The sequence below is a fragment of the Bradyrhizobium sp. 604_D8_N2_3 genome, from assembly GCF_051810765.1.
GTDB lineage: Bacteria > Pseudomonadota > Alphaproteobacteria > Rhizobiales > Xanthobacteraceae > Bradyrhizobium > Bradyrhizobium barranii.
Genome location: NZ_JBPWPM010000001.1, coordinates 2,189,187 through 2,209,343 on the forward strand (window position 1 = coordinate 2,189,187; position 20,157 = coordinate 2,209,343).

Here is a 20,157-nt window from a genome sequence, read left to right on the forward strand (position 1 = left end):
TCCCTTGCCACATAAGATGGGCGGCCTATGCTCATTGATCAAACAGATTGGATCGATGATGGGTATCGATGCCGTCAATCTAAGCCATCTCGACCTAAACCTACTGGTTCACCTCGATGCCTTGCTTCGCGAACGTAGCGTCACGCGAGCTGCGGGCCGTGTAGGCATTGGTCAGTCGGCGATGAGCCACAACCTCGCCCGCCTGCGTGACCTGTTCGGCGACGAGCTTCTGACGCGAGGGCCCGACGGCTTGCGCCTCACTCCTCGTGCAGTGATGCTGGTAGAGCCGGTGCGGGCTACGCTGTCTCAAATCCAAACGATTGTCTCACGCGACGACGCATTCGATCCAGCGACGGCAGAGCGGACCTTCAGGTTCGGACTCCCAGACAGCATGGAAATCCTGGTCCTTCCCGCTCTCCTCGCACGCCTGCGCGAGGTCGCGCCTGGCGTCCATCTGCGGCTCTACAACATCGACTCGTCGAGACTTCTGGATGATCTCGATGCCGACGAACTGGACCTCGCTATTGGCTATGACGTCTTTCCTCAGGGCCAGATCCACCACAAGCGGCGTCTGCTGTTCAATGAGAGCTATCTGTGCATGTTCAACAAGGAGATAACGGGCATCACCGACGCCCAAATCTCGCTCGAAGATTATGTGCGGTTACCTCATGTTCTCACGAGCCTGCGGCCGGGCCGGACTGTGCGCGGCGTGGTAGACGACGCCCTTGAGAAACTTGGATTGCGGCGGACGGTTGTCCTGACCACGCCTCGCTTCCTCACTGTCCCTGCCTTGGTGGCACGCGCACCTGTCGTCGTGACAATGCACGCGCGGCTCGCTCGGTTGTTCGCCACAGAACTCAAGCTTAGCCTGAGCCAGCCTCCGGTGGATTTGCAGGACGTAGCTGTTTCACTGCTCTGGCACGCTTCCTACGATCACGATCCATCTCATGCGTGGCTGCGTCAGATCTTGGTGGAATTGGTCTCCGAGCTTTGAGCTGGCCGCTACCCGGCGTGGAGCGGTGCCGACTCCACAGGCCGCATGTCGCCTTTTAGCCCCTTAGCAGACGTTCCAGCGCCCTGGGTCGATGCCGGCTTGTGACCCAAAGCAGAAATCGCCGTTGAAACCAATCATTGCCCGTAATCCATCGGCACCTCACGCTCATGTGTCCCCGGCGAGGCCACCAATTCTATTGAATTACGATCGTAATTTAATATTGTGACCGTAATGGCATCGAGCTGAGCCGCTGTTGGGCGGCGGCCGGGTGCCGCCAAACAGCTCCTAGCGAGGATTTCATGGACGACACGACCACGGCCTCACGCCACGTCGCATCGCGACAAACCACAGATGTCGACTCGCTTGGGCTCGCAACCGCTGCAGCAGCGATTCGCAACGGCGACATCACCTCGGAGGCCTACACCGCGGCGCTCTTACAGCGCGCCCGAGCGCTTGCCGAGCTGAACGCCTTCATCACTATCGACGAGGCCGGGGTGCTCGCGGCCGCGAGGGCCGCAGACAAATCGCGTGCGGCCGGATCGGCGGCCCCGCTCCTTGGCGTGCCGCTTGGGGTGAAGGACAGTTATTTGACGAAAGGGCTACCTACCAGCCTGGGCGTCGAAGGCCTCGCTCACTTCGTGCCGCGCGAAGATGCCGACGCTGTCCGGGCCATTAAGGGGGCAGGCGCCTTGGTCTTCGGCAAGAACAACCTCGTCGAGATGTCATACGGCTTGACTGGTCACAACGCACGTTATGGCCAGGTGAAGAATCCGCACGCACGAGATCGCGTGTCGGGCGGCTCCTCGAGCGGCTCCGCCGCATCCGTGGCCGCCGGCATCGTTCCCGCGTCCTTGGGCGGTGACACCGTTGGGTCCATCCGGGTACCCGCATCGTTCTGTGGGGTCGTGGGCTTCAAGCCAACCACTGGACGTTGGCCACGCGACGGCGTTGCGCCGATCTCCCATACGCTCGATACGACGGGCGTGTTCGCCCGAAACGTCGAGGACTGCATTTTGGTGGATCAGGTCGTGACCGGTGAACAAGCTGCGGAGTTCTCCAACGGCGGCTACGACCTGAAGGGAGTCCGGCTGGCCTTCGCGCCGCGACAGTTCCTGGATCTGGTGGACTCGGAAGTCGAGACCCGCTTCCGCGAGGTGGTTCGGCGCTTGCAGGACGCCGGCGCCGAGATCGTTGAAGTAGATCTTGGCGACGATTTCAATTCCCTCGTCCAAACCGCAACATGGGGCATCTTCGCTCATGAGACGATGGGCGAAATTTCGGAATTTCTTCGCCGCCATGACATTCCGACCACGTTCGAGGCCATTTATGAGGGCCTTAAGCCCCAACTTCGGCAGGCGTGGGGGCACATCGTGCTGCCGGGTGGCGCAGGTGCTACCTCGGCAGAGGCCTATCAGACTGCGCTCGACGTGAGCCGGCCGGAAATCCAGCGCCGACTCAACACGGCGTTCGTCTCTCATGGGGCGCTGGTCATTCTGCAACCGACCACGCCCTGCACGGCGCCTTTGATCGAGGAGCAGGCGACCGTCCATATCGGGGGGCAGGAAGTTAGCTACCTCGCTTTGGCGAACCGCACCGTGTCGGCAAGCAGCGTGGGGTTGCCCGGTGTCAGCCTTCCTGTTGGCTTGTCTCGCGCGGGGCTGCCGATTGGGCTTGAGCTGGATGCCCCCTTAGGGAGCGACCGAGGGCTTCTAAACCTTGCCCGCGGCATCGAGGGCATCTTGGGCGCAGAGTCGAGTGCGATCTAACGTCGTGATCGACCAGCATCCGTTTTCAGTCGGTTTGGCCGCGATGATGTCGATCCAGTGGCCTAGCAACTTGATCGCGACCTCCAAGCTTTGCTGGAAGCGGCCGCAGCGTAAGGGCTGCGGGATATTGGTGGAGAGGAGAGAAGATGCGCTTCGAGAAAGGTCATAAGGCGGCGACGCGACGGCAGATCATCGATGTGGCGTCGAAGTGCATGCGCCGGAACGGCATCTCCGCCACCGGGATCGCCGGGATCATGGACGAGGCCGGCCTGACCAAAGGCGCATTCTCTCCGCACTTCGAATCCAAAGATGCGCTCGTTCGCGAGGCGCTGGCGAGCGCGCTCGACGACCAGCAACATCGCCTCGATGAGGATCAGCGGAGCGGCCCGGACCTTGAGGGCGCGATCCGGAGATACCTGAACCGTGCTCACCTCGAAGACCCGACGGGCGGATGCCCCTCGGCGGCGTTGCTCCCCGAAATCGCCCGACAGCCCCTGTCCACAAGGAAAGATTACGAGAAGGGGCTGCGAAGCTACGTTGCGACATTGGCCGCACTGCTTCCTGACGCAGATGCATCAGCGAGCCGCCGCCGCGCGACCGCCATCTTCGGCCTCATGGTGGGCACCCTTCAGTTCGCGCGGGCCGTGCCCAACGCTGCGCAGGCGGAGCAGATCCTGGAAGGCGGCGTTGAGGCCGCCTTGCACTTGGCACGAGCTCCCTCTCGCTAGATTAGGAAGCCGGGAGAGGCAGTCCCTCGAGGTCCGCTTCACCAAACAGAGCAGACACGGCGTCGCATTGTCCGCCCCGAGCAGCGAAGGGCGTCGCCGGCTCCGAGCGCAACGATTGGGCGATCTGATTCGCGCATTCAATCGCGCTTTGCGTTGGTTTTGCTTCATGATGATTGGCAGGCCGCCAGTGCGGCTCAATAAGGGGGGTGTTGAAATGAGGAAGTTTTCGCTTGTATTGCTGTCGACAGTCGCTCTCGGCCCGATCACAGCCCAGGCTGCGGATCTGGCGCCGGTCCGTATGTCGTCGAAGGCTCCCGCTCAGGTGGGCAACTGGACGGGATTCTATATCGGCGGCAACGTTGGTTATGGCTGGGGCAGCTACGGTGCGTCGAACGCCACCGGGACAATCGTGAACTCGAATGGCGGTTCGGGCATCTATGCCTTCAACCCCGTGTCCGGCAACGGTAATGGGGTCACCGCCGGCATCCAGGCCGGCTACAACTGGCAGATTGAGCAGACGGTGCTCGGCATCGAGGCTGATTGGCAGTATCTCAATTCAAAGGCCAGCACCGGCAACTCGGCTATTGCTGTTCCCGTCTTCATCGGCGGCAATTTCAGCGGCAGCACGTCCGTCAGCACCGATTGGTATGCGACCTTCCGTGGCCGAGTGGGTTATGCGTTTGGGCCGGCGTTGCTCTACGCGACCGGCGGTATTGCGTTGGCCGATACCAAGGTCAGTGCGAACGCTACGGGCAGTATCGTCACTGCCCTCTTCCCGCCAACCCTGGGACCGCTGGGCTCCATGAGCGCTTCTGACAGCGCCGTCCTGATCGGCTACGCGGTTGGCGGCGGTTTCGAATATGCTCTGGGGGCAGGGTGGTCGGTCAAGGGCGAGTATCTGCACATGGGTTTCGGCACGAAAGGCTACAACTTGACCGGCTCGCTTCAATCGCCGGCCGGGTTGACGGGCGTCATCGCGACTCACGTCGATATCAAGCCGAGCTTCGACATCGCCCGCGTTGGTGTGAACTATCGCTTCTGATCAGCGGATCTGAAGACGTGAAGAAAGGGAGACTTCAGGTCTCCCTTTCTCGCAATCGCAGGCCGCTTAGGCGTGCCTACTCGTCATCCTCGTCTTCGTCCTCATCCTCGTCGTGATCTTCCACTTCCAGGCGGTCGAGCGCGGCCAGCGGCAGTGTCTCGCGGAACAGATCGCCTTCCGAGCCCATCCAGAGGCAGAGGATGTCGTCGCCTTTCACCTCTGCGACGGTCAGCGGCTGGCCGCCGGATTTCAGCATCACGACGTCGCCGGTTTTCAGTTCCATGGATGGTCCTTTCGGGGTTGATCGACGAGAGGGGAGGCTAGCAAGCCGTCATGACAGGCCGATCACGGGCTATGGGACCCGTGAATTGGCTGCGGCTTGCACAGACTGCCGAAACGTCGATGGCAGAGGTTCGAGTGGGGGATCGCTCGAGGTCACCAGGGGCTATTCCGTCCCAGGCGCGGCGATGATGGCATCATGCGCCTGTTTTGCCCGACGCGTCAAATGATTTCGTAAAATCAGCAATGCATTGCGTTTGCGGCAAGCTGTTGAAATTGCAGCAGCCGGCTACTGTGCATGGGGTTGTTTTCGATGTTTTGTTTTCGCCTGGGTTACGGCTGGTCCGGCACGAGTTCGGTCAGCGAGCGGATGATGCGGTCGGGCTTGACGGCCGAGCCTTCGGGCAGGCCGTCGCCATGCACGTCGATCCAGATCGAGTAGATGCCGAGGCGCTGCGGCGTCACGACTTCCCATTCCAGATTGTCGCCGATCATCCAGGTGTCTTTCGCGGTGACGCCGAGCGCCTCCATCGCGTGCAGATAGGCGCGCTCCTCGGGCTTGCCGAAACCGTGCTCGCCCTCGATCTGGATGTGATCGAAGCGATGCGTGAGCTCGAAGCGCTCGACCTTGGCGCGCTGCATGTCGGCGGCGCCGTTGGTGACCAGCGCGAGTTTGACGCCGCGTGCCTTGAAAGAGTCGATCGCATCATGCGCACCGGGGAACACGAAGATCGCTTCTTCGCGATAGGTCGTGAAGCGGTTGGCGAGGCGATCGGCGAGATCGTCGGAGAGGGCGCGGTGGCCGTCGGCGGCGAGCGCGGCGAAGCCGCCCCGCACCGTGAGCCGCCGTGCCTCGCCAAGCTTCATCCGCCACGCGGCTTCCGCATTCGCCCAGAAGTTTCGTGCGAAGGCCAAAACTGCGGTCGCGACCTGCTGCGGCGGCAGCGGCGCGAGCTCGTCGGCAAATTCTTCTGCGATCGTATTCCAGGCGATCTCGGGCCGGCCGTAGGCCGAAAGGATGGTGTCGTCCATGTCGATCAGCATGGCGCGCGGCAGCGGAGGCATCGCGGTGCTCATGGCCATTTCACCTCCGGCGGCAGCGACGACAGGATGGAGTCCACGTTGCCGCCGGTCTTGAGCCCGAAGATGGTGCCGCGGTCGTAGAGCAGGTTGAATTCGACATAGCGTCCGCGCCGGATCAATTGCTCCTCGCGATCCTCAGCGGTCCAGGCGCTCGCGAAATTGCGCCTGACGATGTCAGGGTAGATTTTCTGGAAGGCGCGGCCGACATCCTGGGTGAAAGCGAGGTCGGCGTCCCAGTCGCCGCTGTCGTGCCAGTCGTAGAAGATGCCGCCGATGCCGCGCGCCTCTTTGCGGTGCGGCAGGTAGAAATACTCGTCGCACCATTTCTTGTACTTGTCGTAGTCGGCAACGCCGTTCGGGCCCGTGCAGGCCTCCTTCATCGCGGCGTGGAAGGCGAGCGTGTCGGGATCGTCCTGGGTGCGCCGGCGGTCGAGCACCGGCGTGAGATCGGCGCCGCCGCCGAACCAGGCTTTTGTGGTGACGACGAAGCGGGTGTTCATGTGCACGGCGGGCACGTGCGGATTGCGCAGATGCGCGATCAGCGAGATGCCGGAGGCCCAGAACTTGGGGTCGTCTGCCGCGCCGGGGATCTGGGCGCGAAACTCGGGCGCGAATTCGCCGTGCACCGTCGAGCAATGCACGCCGACCTTCTCGAACAGGCGGCCGGACATCATCGACATCACGCCGCCACCGCCGGGCGCGCCGGTATGATCGGTGCGCTGCCAGGGCGTGCGTTTGAAGCGGCCGGCATCGCCCGGATAAAGGCTTTGGGGGGCGTCATCCTCCAGCCGCTCGAAGCTCGCGCAGATGTCGTCGCGCAAAGCTTCGAACCAGGCGCGGGCGCGCGTCTTGCGGTCTTCGATTGTCGAGATGTCCATGTCCAATTCCAAAACCGGTCTCGTAGGGTGGGCAAAGGCGCTCTTGCGCCGTGCCCACCATATTCACTGTCGTCTTGATTGGTGGGCACGCTTCGCTTTGCCCACCCTACGAAGTCTAACCCTGCGGACCGTAATAGGTGCAGCTCTCGTTGCAACTGTCGCGGTGGATGCTGACGCGGGTGAGCTTGCCGATATGCTGGAGCCGCTCCCAGACGAAGCGCGAGAGGTTTTCCAGCGTCGGTGTGCCCAGCGCCTCGATCTTGTTGAGGTATTTGTGGTCGAGCGTGAGCCGCACGTCCTCGATGGCGCGCTGGACGAGGCCGAGATCGACCACCATGCCGGTCGCAGGGTCGGGCGTGCCGCGCAACGTCACCTCGGCGCGGAAGGAGTGGCCGTGGATCTCTTCGCTTGCGGCGCCAAAGGTCGTCCCCGACAATGAGTGCGCCGCCTCGAAGCGGAACGATTTCGTCAATTCCCACATCTGTTCGAAAACCAATCCTATCTGATGCCGAGCGATTTATGCGTCTGCACGCTCAGCCGCCATTGCGGATGGCGCAGGCAATAGTCGATCGCACGCACGGTGTTTTGGGCAACCTCGGGTCCGTCCATCGGTTGCAGCGAGAAGCGTTCGAAGGCGAGACCCTCGAAGGTCTCGGGCGCGGCGAGGGCCTGCGGATAGACCAGCTTCAGCTCGTGGCCGCGGCGCTGGACGAGCTCGCTGCCGCCCTTGGGGCTGACGCAGATCCAGTCGAGCCCCTCAGGCGCCACAATCGTGCCGTTGGTCTCGACGCCGATCTCGAAGCCGCGGGCGTGGAGGGCGTCGATCAGGGCGGCATCGACCTGGAGCAGCGGCTCGCCGCCGGTGAGCACCACGTAACGGTTGCTGTCGGTGGCAGCCGTCCATTGCGCGGCGACGGTGTTGGCGAGTTCCGCGGCCGAGGCATAGCGGCCGCCGAGCGTGCCGTCGGTGCCGACGAAGTCGGTGTCGCAGAATTTGCAGGTCGCGGCCTCGCGGTCGGCCTCGCGGCCGCTCCAGAGGTTGCAGCCGGCAAAGCGGCAGAACACGGACGCGCGCCCGGCATGGGCGCCTTCGCCTTGCAGGGTCAGGAAGATTTCCTTGACCGCGTAACTCAATGATCTCTCCTCAACATCTCAAACTTACGGGTTCCGGAGCTGCCGCAGCGCCTCGCCTGCGGCCATCGCCGCGGTCATGGCGACATTGAGCGACCGCAGCCCCGCCGTGATCGGGATCACCAGCCGCGCGTCCGCAGCCTCGACCACCGCGTCGGTGACGCCGGCGCTCTCGCGCCCGAATAGCAGGATGTCCGACGTCTGGTAATGAAAATCGCGGTAATCGGTGGCGGCCTTGGTGGTGAACAGCAGCAGGCGGTAGCCCTGTGTCGCACGCCATTCCTCGAATTTCGACCAGGAGTCGTGGCGGGTCACGCTGACATGATCGAGGTAGTCCATTCCCGCCCGGCGGAACAAGCGGTCGGAGAACGGGAAGCCCGCCGGCTCGATGATGTGGGCGGCCATGCCCAGGCAGGCACAGAGCCTGAGAATCGTGCCGGTGTTCTGGGCGATGTCGGGTTGGAAAAGCGCGATCTGCATGGGCTGTATCGGGGTCGGTGCGGGCCGGAAATGTCTCAATAAAACATCGCTGGCTGCGGAATTCGTGCATTGCACGCCCCCACGCCGTTAGCGGGCTTGCGCTCGCCCGGCAAGGGTGCCAATAGAACGATTCTGGACTGCTGTTTTCGCCTTGTTTCGGTGGGGACAAGTGAAGTTCTGCCGCCGCGGGGGGCCGCGGGCGCCGGCACACTGTTTTGGGGACCTTGGGGGCTCCCGGAACGGTTCCGTCGGCAGCATAAGAAGAAAGGGTTGGAATCGTGACGACAGCGTCTTCGGCGGACCATCCGACACGCCGTGATTTCTTATTCGTTGCAACGGGGGCAGCTGCAGCAGTAGGGGGCGCAGCTGCGCTCTGGCCCTTCATCTCTCAAATGAATCCTGATGCGTCGACCATCGCCGCCGGTGCGCCGATCGAGGTCGATCTCAGCCCGGTCGCCGAGGGGCAGGACATCAAGGTGTTCTGGCGCGGCAAGCCGATCTACGTCAGCCACCGCACCAAGAAGCAGATCGACGAGGCGCGCGCCGTCAACGTGGCGAGCCTGCCCGATCCGCAGTCCGACGAGGCCCGGGTCAAGCCGGGCCACGAGCAGTGGCTGGTCGTGATCGGCATCTGCACCCATCTCGGCTGCATCCCGATCGCTCATGAGGGCAATTACGACGGGTTCTTCTGCCCCTGCCATGGTTCGCAGTACGATTCGTCCGGCCGCATCCGCCAGGGGCCCGCGCCCGCGAACCTGCCGGTGCCGCCGTACCAGTTCGTTTCCGACACCAAAATCCAGATCGGCTGAGCTTCGGGCCTTCGCCCGAAGCTTCGCGCCGTCTCGTCGTTATATTTCCTCAGGATCGCATCATGAGCGGACCATCCGACTACCAGCCGAGCAATCCGGCCCTGCAATGGATCGAGCGACGTCTGCCGATCATCGGTCTCGTCCATTCCTCCTTCGTCGTCTATCCCACCCCGCGCAACCTGAATTACTGGTGGACCTTCGGCGCCATCCTCTCCTTCATGCTGGGGATGCAGATCCTGACCGGCGTGGTCCTGGCGATGCACTACACGCCGCACGCCGATCTCGCCTTCAAGTCGGTCGAGCTGATCGTCCGTGACGTCAATTACGGCTGGCTGCTGCGCAACATGCATGCCTGCGGCGCGTCGATGTTCTTCTTCGCGGTCTACGTCCACATGCTGCGCGGTCTCTATTACGGCTCCTACAAGGAGCCGCGCGAGGTGTTGTGGATCCTCGGCGTCATCATCTACCTCCTGATGATGGCGACGGGCTTCATGGGCTACGTGCTGCCGTGGGGCCAGATGAGCTTCTGGGGCGCCACCGTCATCACCAATCTGTTCTCCGCCATTCCCTATGTCGGCGAGAGCATCGTGACGCTGTTGTGGGGCGGCTATTCGGTCGGCAACCCGACGCTGAACCGCTTCTTCTCGCTGCACTATCTGCTGCCGTTCCTGATCGCTGGCGTCGTCGTGCTCCACGTCTGGGCGCTGCATGTCGCCGGCCAGAACAATCCTGACGGCGTCGAGCCGAAGACGGAAAAGGACACGGTGCCGTTCACGCCGCACGCGACCATCAAGGACGGGTTCGGAGCCGCCTGCTTCCTGCTGCTCTACGCCTGGTTCATCTTCTACATGCCGAACTATCTCGGCGACGCCGACAACTACATCCCGGCGAACCCGGGCGTGACGCCGCCGCACATCGTGCCGGAATGGTATTACCTGCCGTTCTACGCGATCCTGCGTTCGATCCCGAACAAGCTCGCGGGCGTGATCGGGATGTTCTCGGCGATCATCATCCTGTGCTTCCTGCCCTGGCTCGATGCCGCCAAGACCAGGTCGTCGAAGTACCGGCCGCTGGCCAAGCAGTTCTTCTGGATCTTCGTCGCGGTCTGCATCCTGCTCGGCTATCTCGGCGCGCAGCCGCCGGAAGGCATCTACGTGATCGCCGGCCGGGTCCTGACGGTCTGCTACTTCGCCTACTTCCTGATCGTGCTGCCGCTGCTCTCGCGCATCGAGACGCCGCGGCCGGTGCCGAACTCGATCTCGGAGGCGATCCTGGCCAAGGGCGGCAAGGCGGTGGCTTCGGTCGCCATCGCGCTCGTTGCCGCCAGCGCGCTGTTCCTCGGCAGCCTTCAGGACGCTCGCGCCTTCGAAGGCAGCGACAGGCCGCCGGGCAACAAATGGTCGTTCTCCGGCCCTTTCGGTAAGTACGACCGCGGCGCGCTCCAGCGCGGCCTGCAGGTCTACAAGGAGGTCTGCTCGAGCTGCCATGGCCTGTCCTACATCGCCTTCCGCAACCTCGCGGAAGCCGGCGGCCCCGGCTATTCGGTGGCGCAGGCAGCGGCGTTTGCGTCCGACTACAAGGTCAAGGACGGCCCGAACGATGCGGGCGACATGTTCGAGCGCCCGGGCCGGCCGGCGGACTATTTCCCCTCGCCATTCCCGAACGAGCAGGCGGCCCGTGCGGCGAACGGCGGTGCGGCGCCGCCCGATTTGTCGCTGATCACCAAGGCGCGCTCCTACGGCCGCGGCTTCCCTTGGTTCATCTTCGACTTCTTCACCCAGTACCAGGAGCAGGGCCCGGACTATGTCGCGGCGGTGCTCCAGGGCTTTGAGGACAAGGTGCCTGAAGGCGTCACCATCCCCGAAGGCTCCTACTACAACAAGTACTTCCCGGGCCACGCCATCAAGATGCCGAAGCCGCTCAGCGACGGCCAGGTAACCTATGGCGACGGCTCGCCGACCACGGTCGCGCAATATTCCAAGGACGTCACCACGTTCCTGATGTGGACCGCCGAGCCCCACATGGAAGCGCGCAAGCGCCTCGGCTTCCAGGTGTTCGTGTTCCTGATCATCTTCGCGGGCCTGATGTACTTCACGAAGAAAAAGGTCTGGGCCGACTCCCACTGAGCGGATCGAGACGAAAATGAAGAGGCCCCCGCAAGGGGGCTTTTTTGTTGGACACGAGCGTGTGTTGTTTGGCGCGATTGCCTATCGCTCGCTCAAACGCCAAAATACCGCCAACCGCTCCCCCAGAAACTCATCGGAGGACACCATGGGAACCACCATCACCTTCAAGCGCCCGGACGGCAAGGACGCCTCGGGCTATCTCGCCAACGCCGCGCGCGGCAACGCGCCGGGCGTGGTCGTGATCCAGGAATGGTGGGGCCTGTCGGATCAGATCAAGGGCCTGTGCGACCGCTTTGCGCTCGCCGGCTTCGATGCGCTGGCGCCCGATCTCTACAAGGGCAAGGTGGTGCCGTATCACGACACGGACGCCGCCGGCAAAGAGATGAACTCGCTCGATTTCATGGACGCCACCACGCAGACCGTGCGCGGCGCCACGCAATATCTGTCGCGCAACGGCGCCAAGGTCGGGCTAACAGGCTTCTGCCTCGGCGGCGCCGTCACCATCATCGGCGCGACCAAGATTCCGGAGCTCGCGGCCGGCGTCGTCTTCTACGGCATCCCGCCCGAGCAGGCGGCCAAGCCCGCCGACGTCAAGATCCCGCTCCAGGCCCATTTCGCCAACAAGGACGACTGGTGCACGCCGCAACTGGTCGATGCCTTTGAAAGCGGCATGAAGGCCGCCGGCAAGTCGCTCGAGCTGTTCCGCTATGATGCCGAGCACGCTTTCGTCAACGAGCAGCGCCAAGCCGTGCACGACCGCGAAGCCGCCGAGCTCGCCTGGGGCAGGGCGACGGAGTTTTTCCGGAAGCATCTCGGCTGATCGCCTGGAGCTCGGACGGCGCCCGCCCACCCTTGACGCCGTCCCCGCGCCATGGTGAGTATCCGCCCCATGAGCACCGCCGTCCGCCCAGCCCGTCTTTGGTGGCGCACCTCCTAAAGAGGTGGCCGGTGCGATTTCATTTCTCAAAATCGTCGAAGGTCGCCACGCAGTGCGGCGGCCTGATCGTTTGTCCTGTGTGGCGTTTCCTCGGCAAGTTTCGTAAGAGGACGACATGAACAGGACAGTCTTTGCCCTCCCGGCTCGAAGCGACTACGTGACCCGCGGCGGTCTCGCGATCACGCGTGTGGCGGAGCAGTTCACTGGCGGCGCCAACAGGCTCGACGATCTCATCAACCTGCTCGACCGCCGCCGCGGCGTGGTGCTGTCCTCGGGCACGACCGTGCCCGGCCGCTACGAGAGCTTTGACCTCGGCTTCTCCGACCCGCCGCTCAAGCTCGAGACCACAGGCGTCAATTTCAAGCTGGAAGCGCTCAATGAACGCGGCCAGGTGCTGATCGCCTTCCTCGCAGACGTGCTGCACGAGCCCTGCGTCGTGATCTCCGAGAAGACCGCCACGCGGCTTGCCGGCCACATCATCCGCGGCGATGCGCCGGTCGAGGAAGACCAGCGCACGCGGCGCGCCAGCGTGATGTCGCTGGTGCGCGATCTCGTCGCCGCCTTCTCCGCCAACGATGACGGGCTGCTCGGCCTGTTCGGCGCCTTCGCCTACGACCTCGTGTTCCAGATCGAGGACCTCGTGCAGAAGCGCGCACGCGAGCAGGACCAGCGCGATATCGTGCTCTACGTCCCCGATCGCCTGCTCGCCTACGACCGTGCGACCGGCCGCGGCGTGGTGCTGAGTTACGATTTTGCGTGGAAGGGCAAGTCCACCGAAGGCCTGCCGCGCGAGACCGTCGAGAGCCCGTACCTGAAGACACCGCGCCAGGGCTTTGCCGATCACGCGCCTGGTGAATATCAGGCCACGGTCGAGACCGCGCGCGCGGCTTTCGCGCGCGGCGATCTGTTCGAGGCGGTGCCCGGACAACTCTTCGCCGAGCCCTGCGATCGCTCGCCGGCGGAAGTGTTCCAGCGCCTCTGCGTCATCAACCCGTCGCCCTACGGCGCGCTGATGAATCTCGGCGAGGGCGAGTTCCTCGTCTCCGCCTCGCCGGAAATGTTCGTGCGCTCCGACGGACGCCGCGTCGAGACCTGCCCGATATCAGGGACGATCGCGCGCGGCACCGATGCGATCGGCGATGCCGAGCAGATCCGCCAGCTCCTGAACTCGGAGAAGGACGAGTTCGAACTCAACATGTGCACCGACGTCGACCGCAACGACAAGGCGCGCGTCTGCGTGCCGGGCACGATCAAGGTCTTGGCGCGCCGCCAGATCGAGACCTACTCAAAACTGTTCCACACCGTCGATCACGTCGAGGGCATGCTGCGTCCCGGCTTCGACGCGCTCGATGCCTTCCTTACCCATGCCTGGGCGGTGACGGTGACGGGCGCGCCAAAACTCTGGGCGATGCAGTTCGTCGAGGATCACGAGCGTTCGCCGCGGCGCTGGTATGCCGGCGCGATCGGCGCGGTGAATTTCGACGGCAGCATCAACACCGGCCTCACCATCCGCACCATCCGCATGAAGGATGGTCTCGCCGAGGTGCGCGTCGGTGCCACCTGCCTGTTCGATTCCGATCCCGCGGCCGAAGACCGCGAGTGCCAGGTCAAGGCCGCAGCCCTGTTCCAGGCGCTGCGCGGCGATCCGCCAAAGCCGCTGTCGGCCTTCGCGCCCGATGCGACCGGCTCGGGCAAGCAGGTGCTGCTGATCGATCACGACGACAGCTTCGTGCACATGCTGGCCGATTATTTCCGCCAGGTCGGCGCCGACGTCACCGTGGTCCGCCATGTGCATGCGCTCGACATGCTCAAGCGGAAGAGGTGGGATTTGCTGGTGCTGTCACCCGGACCAGGCAGGCCCGAAGATTTCGGGATCAAGAAGACCATCGATGCGGCGCTGGAGAAGAAGCTGCCGGTGTTCGGCGTCTGTCTCGGCGTGCAGGCGATCGGCGAATATTTCGGCGGGGAGCTCGGTCAACTCACGCATCCCGCGCACGGCCGGCCCTCGCGGGTGCAGGTGCGCGGCGGCCGCCTGATGCGCAATTTGCCGAACGAGATCGTGATCGGCCGCTATCACTCGCTCTATGTCGAGCGCGACAGCATGCCCGAGGTGCTTGATGTCACCGCCAGCACCGAGGACGGTGTCGCCATGGCGCTCGAGCACAAGACGCTGCCGGTTGCCGGCGTGCAGTTCCATCCGGAATCGCTGATGTCGCTCAGCGGCGAGGTGGGCCTGAGGATTGTCGAGAATGCGTTCCGGCTGGATGCGCGCGTTGATTGAGAGGCACCAATGACCTTTGACCACGATCTGAAGGCGAGCGTCCGCACCATCGTCGACTATCCCAAGCCGGGGATCATGTTCCGCGACATCACCACGCTGCTCGCGGATGCGCGCGCGTTCCGCCGCGCGGTCGACGAGCTCGTCAATCCCTGGGCCGGCAACAAGATCGACAAGGTCGCCGGCATGGAGGCGCGCGGCTTCATCATCGGCGGCGCGGTGGCGCATCAGCTCTCCGCCGGCTTCGTGCCGATCCGCAAGAAAGGCAAGCTGCCGCACACCACCGTGCGCATTGCCTACTCGCTCGAATACGGCATCGACGAGATGGAGATGCATGTCGACGCGATCCAGCCCGGCGAGCGCGTCATCCTGGTCGACGATCTCATCGCCACCGGCGGCACCGCGGAAGGCGCGGTGAAGCTCCTCCGCCAAATCGGCGCCAATGTCGTCGCCGCCTGCTTCATTGTCGACCTCCCCGATCTCGGCGGCGCCGCCAAGCTGCGCGCGATGGACGTGCCGGTGCGAACGCTGATGACGTTCGAAGGGCATTGAGCCGCGTCGCCACCCCGGCGATCGTCAGATCGCCTCGGCCTTCAATGCGGACCGCCAATGCAGCATGCGCTCCTTCAGGAGCGCGTTCCTGACGTAGTCAGTCTCCTCATTTTCCAGCCGCTCGCATTCGCCGAACGTCAGGCCCGCCTCGCCATGCGCGTTCCACGCAGCCTGGAGGGTACGGCAGGTGTGGCTGCCCTGGCGGAGCGAGAACCAGATGCGGTTCTGGATGGTCTGCAGGTTCGGCGCCTGGCCGACCCAGGCCTCGCCCGATGCCGCGCAGCGGACGACGTAGATGCCCGCAATGGTCTTGCGCTCCTTGTAGGCGGCGATGGCTGCCTTCCGGTCGATGCTCACGGGGGTGGGACCTTGCTGAGAGGGATACCGATCTCCGCCTCAATAGGCGCGGTCAGCCCCGCAGTCAATATTATCCGGGTAAAATTATCGCCTCAGGAGCTTTGCAGGATCAGGCTGAGCTCGAGCTCGCGGAAGGCGAGGTAGTTCCGCCGGGTCCACTGGTGCAGCTCGGTGGAGGCGTCCTTCTCCTGGCGCAGATAGCCGGTGAAGGAGAAGTTGAGCCGGTCGATATAGGTCTTGAGGAAGCCGGGTAGCGCGGGCAGGCGGAACAGCCGCCCGGTCGCCATCGCGGCCGGCAGCTCGCCGCGCACGATGTGCTCATTGTCCACCGTGATCAGGTTCATCCGCGGGATCTGTCCGCGCAGCATCTCGTGGGCGCGGGCCGAGACGCGGTCGGTGTCGGCGACGAACAGGATCATCGGCGCGACGTGCCGGCGTGCGGCCTCCTTCAACAGGCCGATCTCGTCGGTCATCTTGAAGAACTCGTCGAAGGCGTGGAAGCCGAGGTCGATCACCTTGGCTAGGCCGTCATCGACGATGACGCGGTCCATCAGCTGCATCTTGCCGTAGGTGTCGATCACATCAGCCGTTTCGGTGACCTTCGGCAGATAGTCGAGCAGCGACGGTTCCTTCAGGTTGACGTCGAAGGCCGCGACGTCGCCGTTCTTGAGCAGCAAAAATTCGCTCAATAGCCGCGCCAGCAGCGTCTTGCCGACCTGCGGGCGGGGCGAGCAGATGATGTAAAGGGGCGTCGCGGGCATCGACAGCTATATCAGGCGAACTCACCGTCCAATCCAGCCGTATCCGCCCGGGCTCTGCAACTATTTTTCGCTGTTGCGGGTGGCGGGCTTCGAACCGACGATGTCGGTCAGCCGGATCCGGTCGAACTCGCTCCAGACATTCGCCAGCCAGTGGCGGACATAGCCGCGCAGCACGAAGGAATAGTTCGCGGCTTCGTCGTTGATGCCCTTGTTGGCGACGAATTTCAGGAACGGGACGGAGGACACTTCGACCTGCTCATAGGCCATTTCGTTGAGCTTGGGGATGGTCAGCTCGGTCGCGTCCTTGATGCGGTGGAAGTAGGAATTGTAGGTCGCCTGGTCCCACTGGAAGAACTGGGTGTCGTTGATGAAGTTCTTCACCAGGAAATATTTTGCGCCGCCCATGAAGCCTGCGGTCTCGGCGATTTCGTCGAGCGACGCGATCGAGGGGCCCAGGATGTGGAACACCGCGAAGGTGATCTGGCCGGCCTTGGCTGCGTCGAGGAAGCCGATGTCGCGCAGCGAGGCCAGCGCCGGCGAGAGCAGGCCGGCGCGGACGTCGATCACGGTCACCGACGGGCTCGCCGCGTTGAGCGTGTCGAAGATCTTCATCTGGTCCGAGGTCGTCATCATGTCGACGATCTCGGTGATCTCGGGGTGAAAGCGCTTCAGGGTTCCGCGCGGCGACTCCGTGTCGAAGGCGCGCGTCGGTACGTTGTTGGCGGAAAAATAATCGAGCAAGGTGCGCGACACCGTGGTCTTGCCCACCCCGCCCTTGTCCGCGCCCACCACAACCACTGCCGGCTTTGCCATTGCTGTCCCCTAACGCGCCCTCCGATTGCGCCTTGCAATCGGTCGGGCCCCAAATCGATGTCCCAAGTCTGCTGTTGGGCGCGAACATGGCAGAAACAAGGGAGAATTCAAATCCTCGGCCTCTGGTTGTGGCAATTTCCGAGGTTTTTCCCAATCGCAACGCAACCCTTCGCAAGTCGCTTAAAATCCCGCCCTTAACGACGGCCCCATGGACCCATCGGATTGCCGGCTGCAGTTCCGGAGGGGGCGGGCACGGGCGGTGGACCGGCCGAGCTGCCTGCATCGTCCCAAGGCCCCTGGCGCAACGGCGGCGGGCCGTCCTGCCGCTTCACCTGTGCCTCAGGCTCGTCCGCCTCGTCGGGCGGCGGCAGCGGGCCGGGATCATGGCCGCCGGCGAACTTGACCAGCGCGTCGACCCGGGACTGCACCGAGGGATGGGTCGCGAACAAATCGGCAAAGCCCTCGCGCGGATTGTCGACGCAGAGCTCCATCACCGCCGAAGTCGCGCCCGGCAGCTCGCCGCGGTTCTCGATCTTGCGCAGCGCCGAGATCATGGCGTCCGGATCTTTCGTCAGCTCGACGGAGCCTGCGTCGGCGAGATATTCGCGCGAACGCGACAGCGCGAGCTTCACCACCTGCGACAACAGCCACGCCACCACGATCAGCACGACCGCGATGATGATCACGATCACCGCGCCGCCGCCGGAGCTCTTGCTGTCGCTCGACGACGAGGACGATCGCGACGATGAGGACGAGCCCGACGACCACGAGCCGCCGGAGCCGGAGCTCCAGTTGAAGCTCGTGAACAGGCGGAAGAACAACTCGCCGAAGAAGCCGACCACGCCGGCGATGATGACGGCGACGACCATGAGCTGGACGTCGCCGTTCTTGATGTGGGTCAGCTCGTGGCCCAGCACCGCCTCGATCTCCTTGTCATCAAGCGCATTGAGGAGACCCGTGGTCACGGTGATCGAATATTGCCGCGGATTGAGGCCGGTCGCGAACGCGTTCAGCGCCGGGCTCTCCATGATCTTCAGCTTCGGCATGGTGATGCCGCGCGAGATGCAGAGGTTTTCGAGCAGATTGTAGAGTCGCGGCTCTTCCTGCCGGGTGACGTCGTGGCCGCCGGTCACGGCATCGATCATTGACTGGTGGAAGAAATAGGCGATGACGATCCAGACCGCCGCCGCGATCGTCGCGAACGGCGCGGCGACGATGAGGTCGTGGAAAGCGCGGCTCAGATAGTAGGCGACAGTGCCATTGCTGTTGATGACGACTTCCGCGACCAGCGCGCCGGCATAGACCAGCACGTAGACCAGCATGAACAGGCCGGCGAGCAGCAGCATCGAACGAAACTTGTTCGAGGCGATGTGCGTGTAGAGACCATACGCGGCCATGACGCGATGCCCTGCCGGCCTATCGGCTCAACTCAGAACTTCACCTGCGGAGTGGCCTCGACTTCGGTGCGGCTGGCGCCGAGATCGAAGAAGTCCTTCTTGGTGAAGCCGAACATGCCGGCGAACAGGGCGGCGGGCATCTGCTGGATGCCGGTGTTGTACTCCTGGACCGCGTTGTTGAAGAAGCGGCGGCTCGCCGCGATCTTGTTCTCGAGGTCGGAGAGCTCACTGGCGAGCTGCTGGAAGTTGGCGTTGGCCTTGAGGTCCGGATAGGCCTCCGACAGCGCGATCAGCCGGCCGAGCGCGCCGGAGAGCTGGTTCTCGGCGGCGGATACCTGTGCCGGTCCCTGCGCCGACATCGCCGAGTTGCGCGCCTTGATGACGTCGTCGAGCGTGCCACGCTCATGCGAAGCATAGCCCTTCACCGTCTCGACCAGGTTCGGGATCAGATCGTGGCGCTGCTTGAGCTGCACGTCGATGTCGGCAAAGGCCTGGCCGACGCGCTGGCCCAGCGCCACCAGCCGGTTGTAGGCGCTGAACGCCAGGAACACGAGGACGACGATGACGCCGAGAACGATCCAGCCGGTCGACATGGAGAACTCCTGAAGGGGGAAGCAGGCGGGCGCAGCCTAGACCAAATTGGCACAGGACGAGAGCCCGGCGCAGAGGAAGGTAAGACTTGGTCGAATGGGGAACCATCCGAGTTCAAGGCAAAAGCGTCCGACGAAGTTAACTTTCGGCAATGACCGCGTCGCCCCAGCGCCAGCGCCGGGCGCTTGCATAGCCGGCCTTGTCGCGCCGCGGGACCTTGGTGATAGCGAGGCCGCCCTCCGTGCAGAGCTTTGCGGTGATCTCGGCTTTGCCGACATCCGGCGGCGCCAGCACGCGCGCGGCACGTGTTGCGGGCGCTGTCCGGGTCAGGGCGGTGTAGATGAAGCGCTCGTCCTCGAACGGCACGTCGGCGCCCTTGATCTGCCGGTGCGCCTGCGAGCGCGGCAGGCGTTGGCTGAAATGGCACCAGTCGGGCGCTACGAGGGGGCAGGGTTTTTCGTGCGGGCAGGGCGCGGCGACGTAGGCACCTAGCGCGATCAGCTGCTGGCGCAGCGCGAGGATGCGCGCGTAGCCGGCCGGTGTGCCGGGCTCGATCACGACCAGCGCGTGGCGTGCTTTCGCCCACATCGTTTCCGAAAGCTTGCGCTGATCGGTCTCGCTGAGCTCGCCGATGACGTAGCTCGCGACGACGAGATCGGCTTGCGAGACCTCGGCGAGATTGGCACCGGCGTCGCCCGGCAGATAGCGGCAATCGGCGAGACGTGTGCTGTCATGCGCCAGTTCGAGCGCGAGACGGCTGAGGGTGGCGTTGGCGTCGAGCAGGGTAAAATCCTGCAGCGACGGAAAGGCCTCAGCAGCGGCCCAGCTCGCGGTGCCCGGGCCTGCGCCGACGTCGAGCAGGGTTTCCGGGGCGAGGTCCGGCGCCATCTCGGTCAGCGCATTCAGGCTGGCGGCCACGGCCGCATAGGTCGCTGGCATCCGCGCCAGCGCGTAGGCGAGCGCATCGGCCTCCGACTTGATGGTGCCGGAGGTGCCGCCTGCGCGATAGGCGGTCGAGATTTTTTGCGAGCGCTGTGCGGCGTCGGTGCGGGAGAAGCCCTGAAGCTTGCCGTCGAGGGCGGCTTTCAGTTCGGCGGGGAGGGTGGGTGAGATCATTTTCTCATCGTCATGCCCCGCGTAGGCGGGGCATCCAGT

Annotated in this window: 21 protein-coding genes; 9 read left to right on the plus strand and 12 right to left on the minus strand. The window is 64.0% G+C overall.

Annotated features, from left to right (window positions below):
* Positions 1-58 precede the first annotated feature (58 nt).
* From AB7245_RS10210 to AB7245_RS10225, 4 genes are all read left to right on the plus strand, one after another.
* A complete protein-coding gene (locus AB7245_RS10210; protein WP_063986632.1) occupies positions 59-994 on the plus strand; it encodes a LysR family transcriptional regulator in 936 nt (311 codons plus the stop codon).
* Between the two features lie 299 nt (positions 995-1,293).
* The gene (locus AB7245_RS10215) at positions 1,294-2,760 is read left to right on the plus strand and encodes an amidase family protein (protein ID WP_085402514.1); all 1,467 of its coding nucleotides are present in this window, start codon (positions 1,294-1,296) and stop codon (positions 2,758-2,760) included.
* Between the two features lie 146 nt (positions 2,761-2,906).
* Positions 2,907-3,488 carry a TetR/AcrR family transcriptional regulator gene (locus AB7245_RS10220; RefSeq protein ID WP_085402515.1) on the plus strand — a complete coding sequence of 194 codons (582 nt, stop codon included), beginning with the start codon at positions 2,907-2,909 and terminating at the stop codon, positions 3,486-3,488.
* 115 nt (positions 3,489-3,603) lie between these two features.
* Positions 3,604-4,530: an outer membrane protein gene (locus AB7245_RS10225; RefSeq protein WP_439034220.1), complete on the plus strand. Its 927-nt coding sequence runs from the start codon at positions 3,604-3,606 to the stop codon at positions 4,528-4,530.
* 76 nt (positions 4,531-4,606) lie between these two features.
* On the opposite strand, the gene AB7245_RS10230 is transcribed toward AB7245_RS10225, so the two are convergent.
* The 6 genes from AB7245_RS10230 to AB7245_RS10255 form a co-directional block, all read right to left on the minus strand.
* The gene (locus AB7245_RS10230; protein WP_028153663.1) at positions 4,607-4,813 is read right to left on the minus strand and encodes a YodC family protein; all 207 of its coding nucleotides are present in this window, start codon (positions 4,811-4,813) and stop codon (positions 4,607-4,609) included.
* Positions 4,814-5,142: 329 nt separating this feature from the next.
* Complete coding sequence (locus AB7245_RS10235) at positions 5,143-5,892, minus strand: HAD family hydrolase (RefSeq protein ID WP_094184197.1); 750 nt, start codon at positions 5,890-5,892, stop codon at positions 5,143-5,145.
* Positions 5,883-6,770 (minus strand): oxygen-dependent coproporphyrinogen oxidase, encoded by an 888-nt coding sequence (hemF, locus tag AB7245_RS10240; RefSeq protein WP_085402517.1) that lies wholly within the window; start codon positions 6,768-6,770, stop codon positions 5,883-5,885. The genes AB7245_RS10235 and hemF overlap by 10 nt, the downstream gene beginning before the upstream one ends.
* Before the next feature lie 115 nt (positions 6,771-6,885).
* Positions 6,886-7,251: a 6-pyruvoyl trahydropterin synthase family protein gene (locus AB7245_RS10245; protein WP_028153666.1), complete on the minus strand. Its 366-nt coding sequence runs from the start codon at positions 7,249-7,251 to the stop codon at positions 6,886-6,888.
* Between the two features lie 17 nt (positions 7,252-7,268).
* Positions 7,269-7,904 carry a 7-carboxy-7-deazaguanine synthase gene (gene queE, locus AB7245_RS10250; protein WP_085402518.1) on the minus strand — a complete coding sequence of 212 codons (636 nt, stop codon included), beginning with the start codon at positions 7,902-7,904 and terminating at the stop codon, positions 7,269-7,271.
* A 24-nt stretch (positions 7,905-7,928) separates the two neighbouring features.
* Positions 7,929-8,381, minus strand: coding sequence for a tRNA (cytidine(34)-2'-O)-methyltransferase (locus AB7245_RS10255; RefSeq protein ID WP_085402519.1), 453 nt, complete (start codon positions 8,379-8,381; stop codon positions 7,929-7,931).
* A 278-nt stretch (positions 8,382-8,659) separates the two neighbouring features.
* On the opposite strand from AB7245_RS10255, the gene petA reads away from it, so the two are divergent.
* From petA to AB7245_RS10280, 5 genes are all read left to right on the plus strand, one after another.
* Positions 8,660-9,190 (plus strand): ubiquinol-cytochrome c reductase iron-sulfur subunit, encoded by a 531-nt coding sequence (gene petA, locus AB7245_RS10260; protein ID WP_063985148.1) that lies wholly within the window; start codon positions 8,660-8,662, stop codon positions 9,188-9,190.
* A gap of 62 nt (positions 9,191-9,252) precedes the next feature.
* Positions 9,253-11,316, plus strand: coding sequence for a cytochrome b/c1 (gene fbcH / locus AB7245_RS10265; protein ID WP_439034221.1), 2,064 nt, complete (start codon positions 9,253-9,255; stop codon positions 11,314-11,316).
* 145 nt (positions 11,317-11,461) lie between these two features.
* Complete coding sequence (locus tag AB7245_RS10270; protein WP_085402587.1) at positions 11,462-12,136, plus strand: dienelactone hydrolase family protein; 675 nt, start codon at positions 11,462-11,464, stop codon at positions 12,134-12,136.
* 232 nt (positions 12,137-12,368) lie between these two features.
* Entirely contained in the window at positions 12,369-14,534 is a 2,166-nt protein-coding gene (locus tag AB7245_RS10275; RefSeq protein ID WP_085402520.1) for an anthranilate synthase component I, read from the plus strand.
* 9 nt (positions 14,535-14,543) lie between these two features.
* A complete protein-coding gene (locus AB7245_RS10280) occupies positions 14,544-15,083 on the plus strand; it encodes an adenine phosphoribosyltransferase (protein WP_038943444.1) in 540 nt (179 codons plus the stop codon).
* Between the two features lie 24 nt (positions 15,084-15,107).
* Here AB7245_RS10280 and AB7245_RS10285 read toward each other — a convergent pair whose 3' ends face one another.
* The 6 genes from AB7245_RS10285 to AB7245_RS10310 form a co-directional block, all read right to left on the minus strand.
* Positions 15,108-15,440, minus strand: a complete 333-nt coding sequence (locus tag AB7245_RS10285; RefSeq protein WP_085402521.1) for a GIY-YIG nuclease family protein — start codon at positions 15,438-15,440, stop codon at positions 15,108-15,110.
* Positions 15,441-15,532: 92 nt separating this feature from the next.
* A complete protein-coding gene (locus AB7245_RS10290; protein ID WP_085402522.1) occupies positions 15,533-16,201 on the minus strand; it encodes a hypothetical protein in 669 nt (222 codons plus the stop codon).
* Positions 16,202-16,261: 60 nt separating this feature from the next.
* Positions 16,262-17,014 (minus strand): hypothetical protein, encoded by a 753-nt coding sequence (locus AB7245_RS10295; RefSeq protein ID WP_085402523.1) that lies wholly within the window; start codon positions 17,012-17,014, stop codon positions 16,262-16,264.
* A gap of 194 nt (positions 17,015-17,208) precedes the next feature.
* Positions 17,209-18,411, minus strand: a complete 1,203-nt coding sequence (locus AB7245_RS10300; protein ID WP_085402524.1) for a M48 family metalloprotease — start codon at positions 18,409-18,411, stop codon at positions 17,209-17,211.
* Positions 18,412-18,443: 32 nt separating this feature from the next.
* Positions 18,444-19,004, minus strand: coding sequence for a LemA family protein (locus AB7245_RS10305; RefSeq protein ID WP_014497379.1), 561 nt, complete (start codon positions 19,002-19,004; stop codon positions 18,444-18,446).
* A gap of 136 nt (positions 19,005-19,140) precedes the next feature.
* Complete coding sequence (locus tag AB7245_RS10310) at positions 19,141-20,118, minus strand: small ribosomal subunit Rsm22 family protein (protein ID WP_085402525.1); 978 nt, start codon at positions 20,116-20,118, stop codon at positions 19,141-19,143.
* Positions 20,119-20,157: the final 39 nt, after the last annotated feature.

Coding starts and splice junctions, on each gene's coding strand:
- AB7245_RS10235 (WP_094184197.1), bottom strand. CDS start 5,892: ATGGCCATGAGCACCGCGATGCCTCCGCTGCCGCGCGCCATGCTGATC.
- AB7245_RS10210 (WP_063986632.1), top strand. CDS start 59: ATGGGTATCGATGCCGTCAATCTAAGCCATCTCGACCTAAACCTACTG.
- AB7245_RS10220 (WP_085402515.1), top strand. CDS start 2,907: ATGCGCTTCGAGAAAGGTCATAAGGCGGCGACGCGACGGCAGATCATC.
- AB7245_RS10290 (WP_085402522.1), bottom strand. CDS start 16,201: ATGCCCGCGACGCCCCTTTACATCATCTGCTCGCCCCGCCCGCAGGTC.
- AB7245_RS10305 (WP_014497379.1), bottom strand. CDS start 19,004: ATGTCGACCGGCTGGATCGTTCTCGGCGTCATCGTCGTCCTCGTGTTC.
- AB7245_RS10295 (WP_085402523.1), bottom strand. CDS start 17,014: ATGGCAAAGCCGGCAGTGGTTGTGGTGGGCGCGGACAAGGGCGGGGTG.
- AB7245_RS10275 (WP_085402520.1), top strand. CDS start 12,369: ATGAACAGGACAGTCTTTGCCCTCCCGGCTCGAAGCGACTACGTGACC.
- AB7245_RS10300 (WP_085402524.1), bottom strand. CDS start 18,411: ATGGCCGCGTATGGTCTCTACACGCACATCGCCTCGAACAAGTTTCGT.
- AB7245_RS10245 (WP_028153666.1), bottom strand. CDS start 7,251: ATGTGGGAATTGACGAAATCGTTCCGCTTCGAGGCGGCGCACTCATTG.
- AB7245_RS10230 (WP_028153663.1), bottom strand. CDS start 4,813: ATGGAACTGAAAACCGGCGACGTCGTGATGCTGAAATCCGGCGGCCAG.
- AB7245_RS10280 (WP_038943444.1), top strand. CDS start 14,544: ATGACCTTTGACCACGATCTGAAGGCGAGCGTCCGCACCATCGTCGAC.
- AB7245_RS10310 (WP_085402525.1), bottom strand. CDS start 20,118: ATGATCTCACCCACCCTCCCCGCCGAACTGAAAGCCGCCCTCGACGGC.
- fbcH (WP_439034221.1), top strand. CDS start 9,253: ATGAGCGGACCATCCGACTACCAGCCGAGCAATCCGGCCCTGCAATGG.
- AB7245_RS10270 (WP_085402587.1), top strand. CDS start 11,462: ATGGGAACCACCATCACCTTCAAGCGCCCGGACGGCAAGGACGCCTCG.
- hemF (WP_085402517.1), bottom strand. CDS start 6,770: ATGGACATCTCGACAATCGAAGACCGCAAGACGCGCGCCCGCGCCTGG.
- AB7245_RS10255 (WP_085402519.1), bottom strand. CDS start 8,381: ATGCAGATCGCGCTTTTCCAACCCGACATCGCCCAGAACACCGGCACG.
- AB7245_RS10215 (WP_085402514.1), top strand. CDS start 1,294: ATGGACGACACGACCACGGCCTCACGCCACGTCGCATCGCGACAAACC.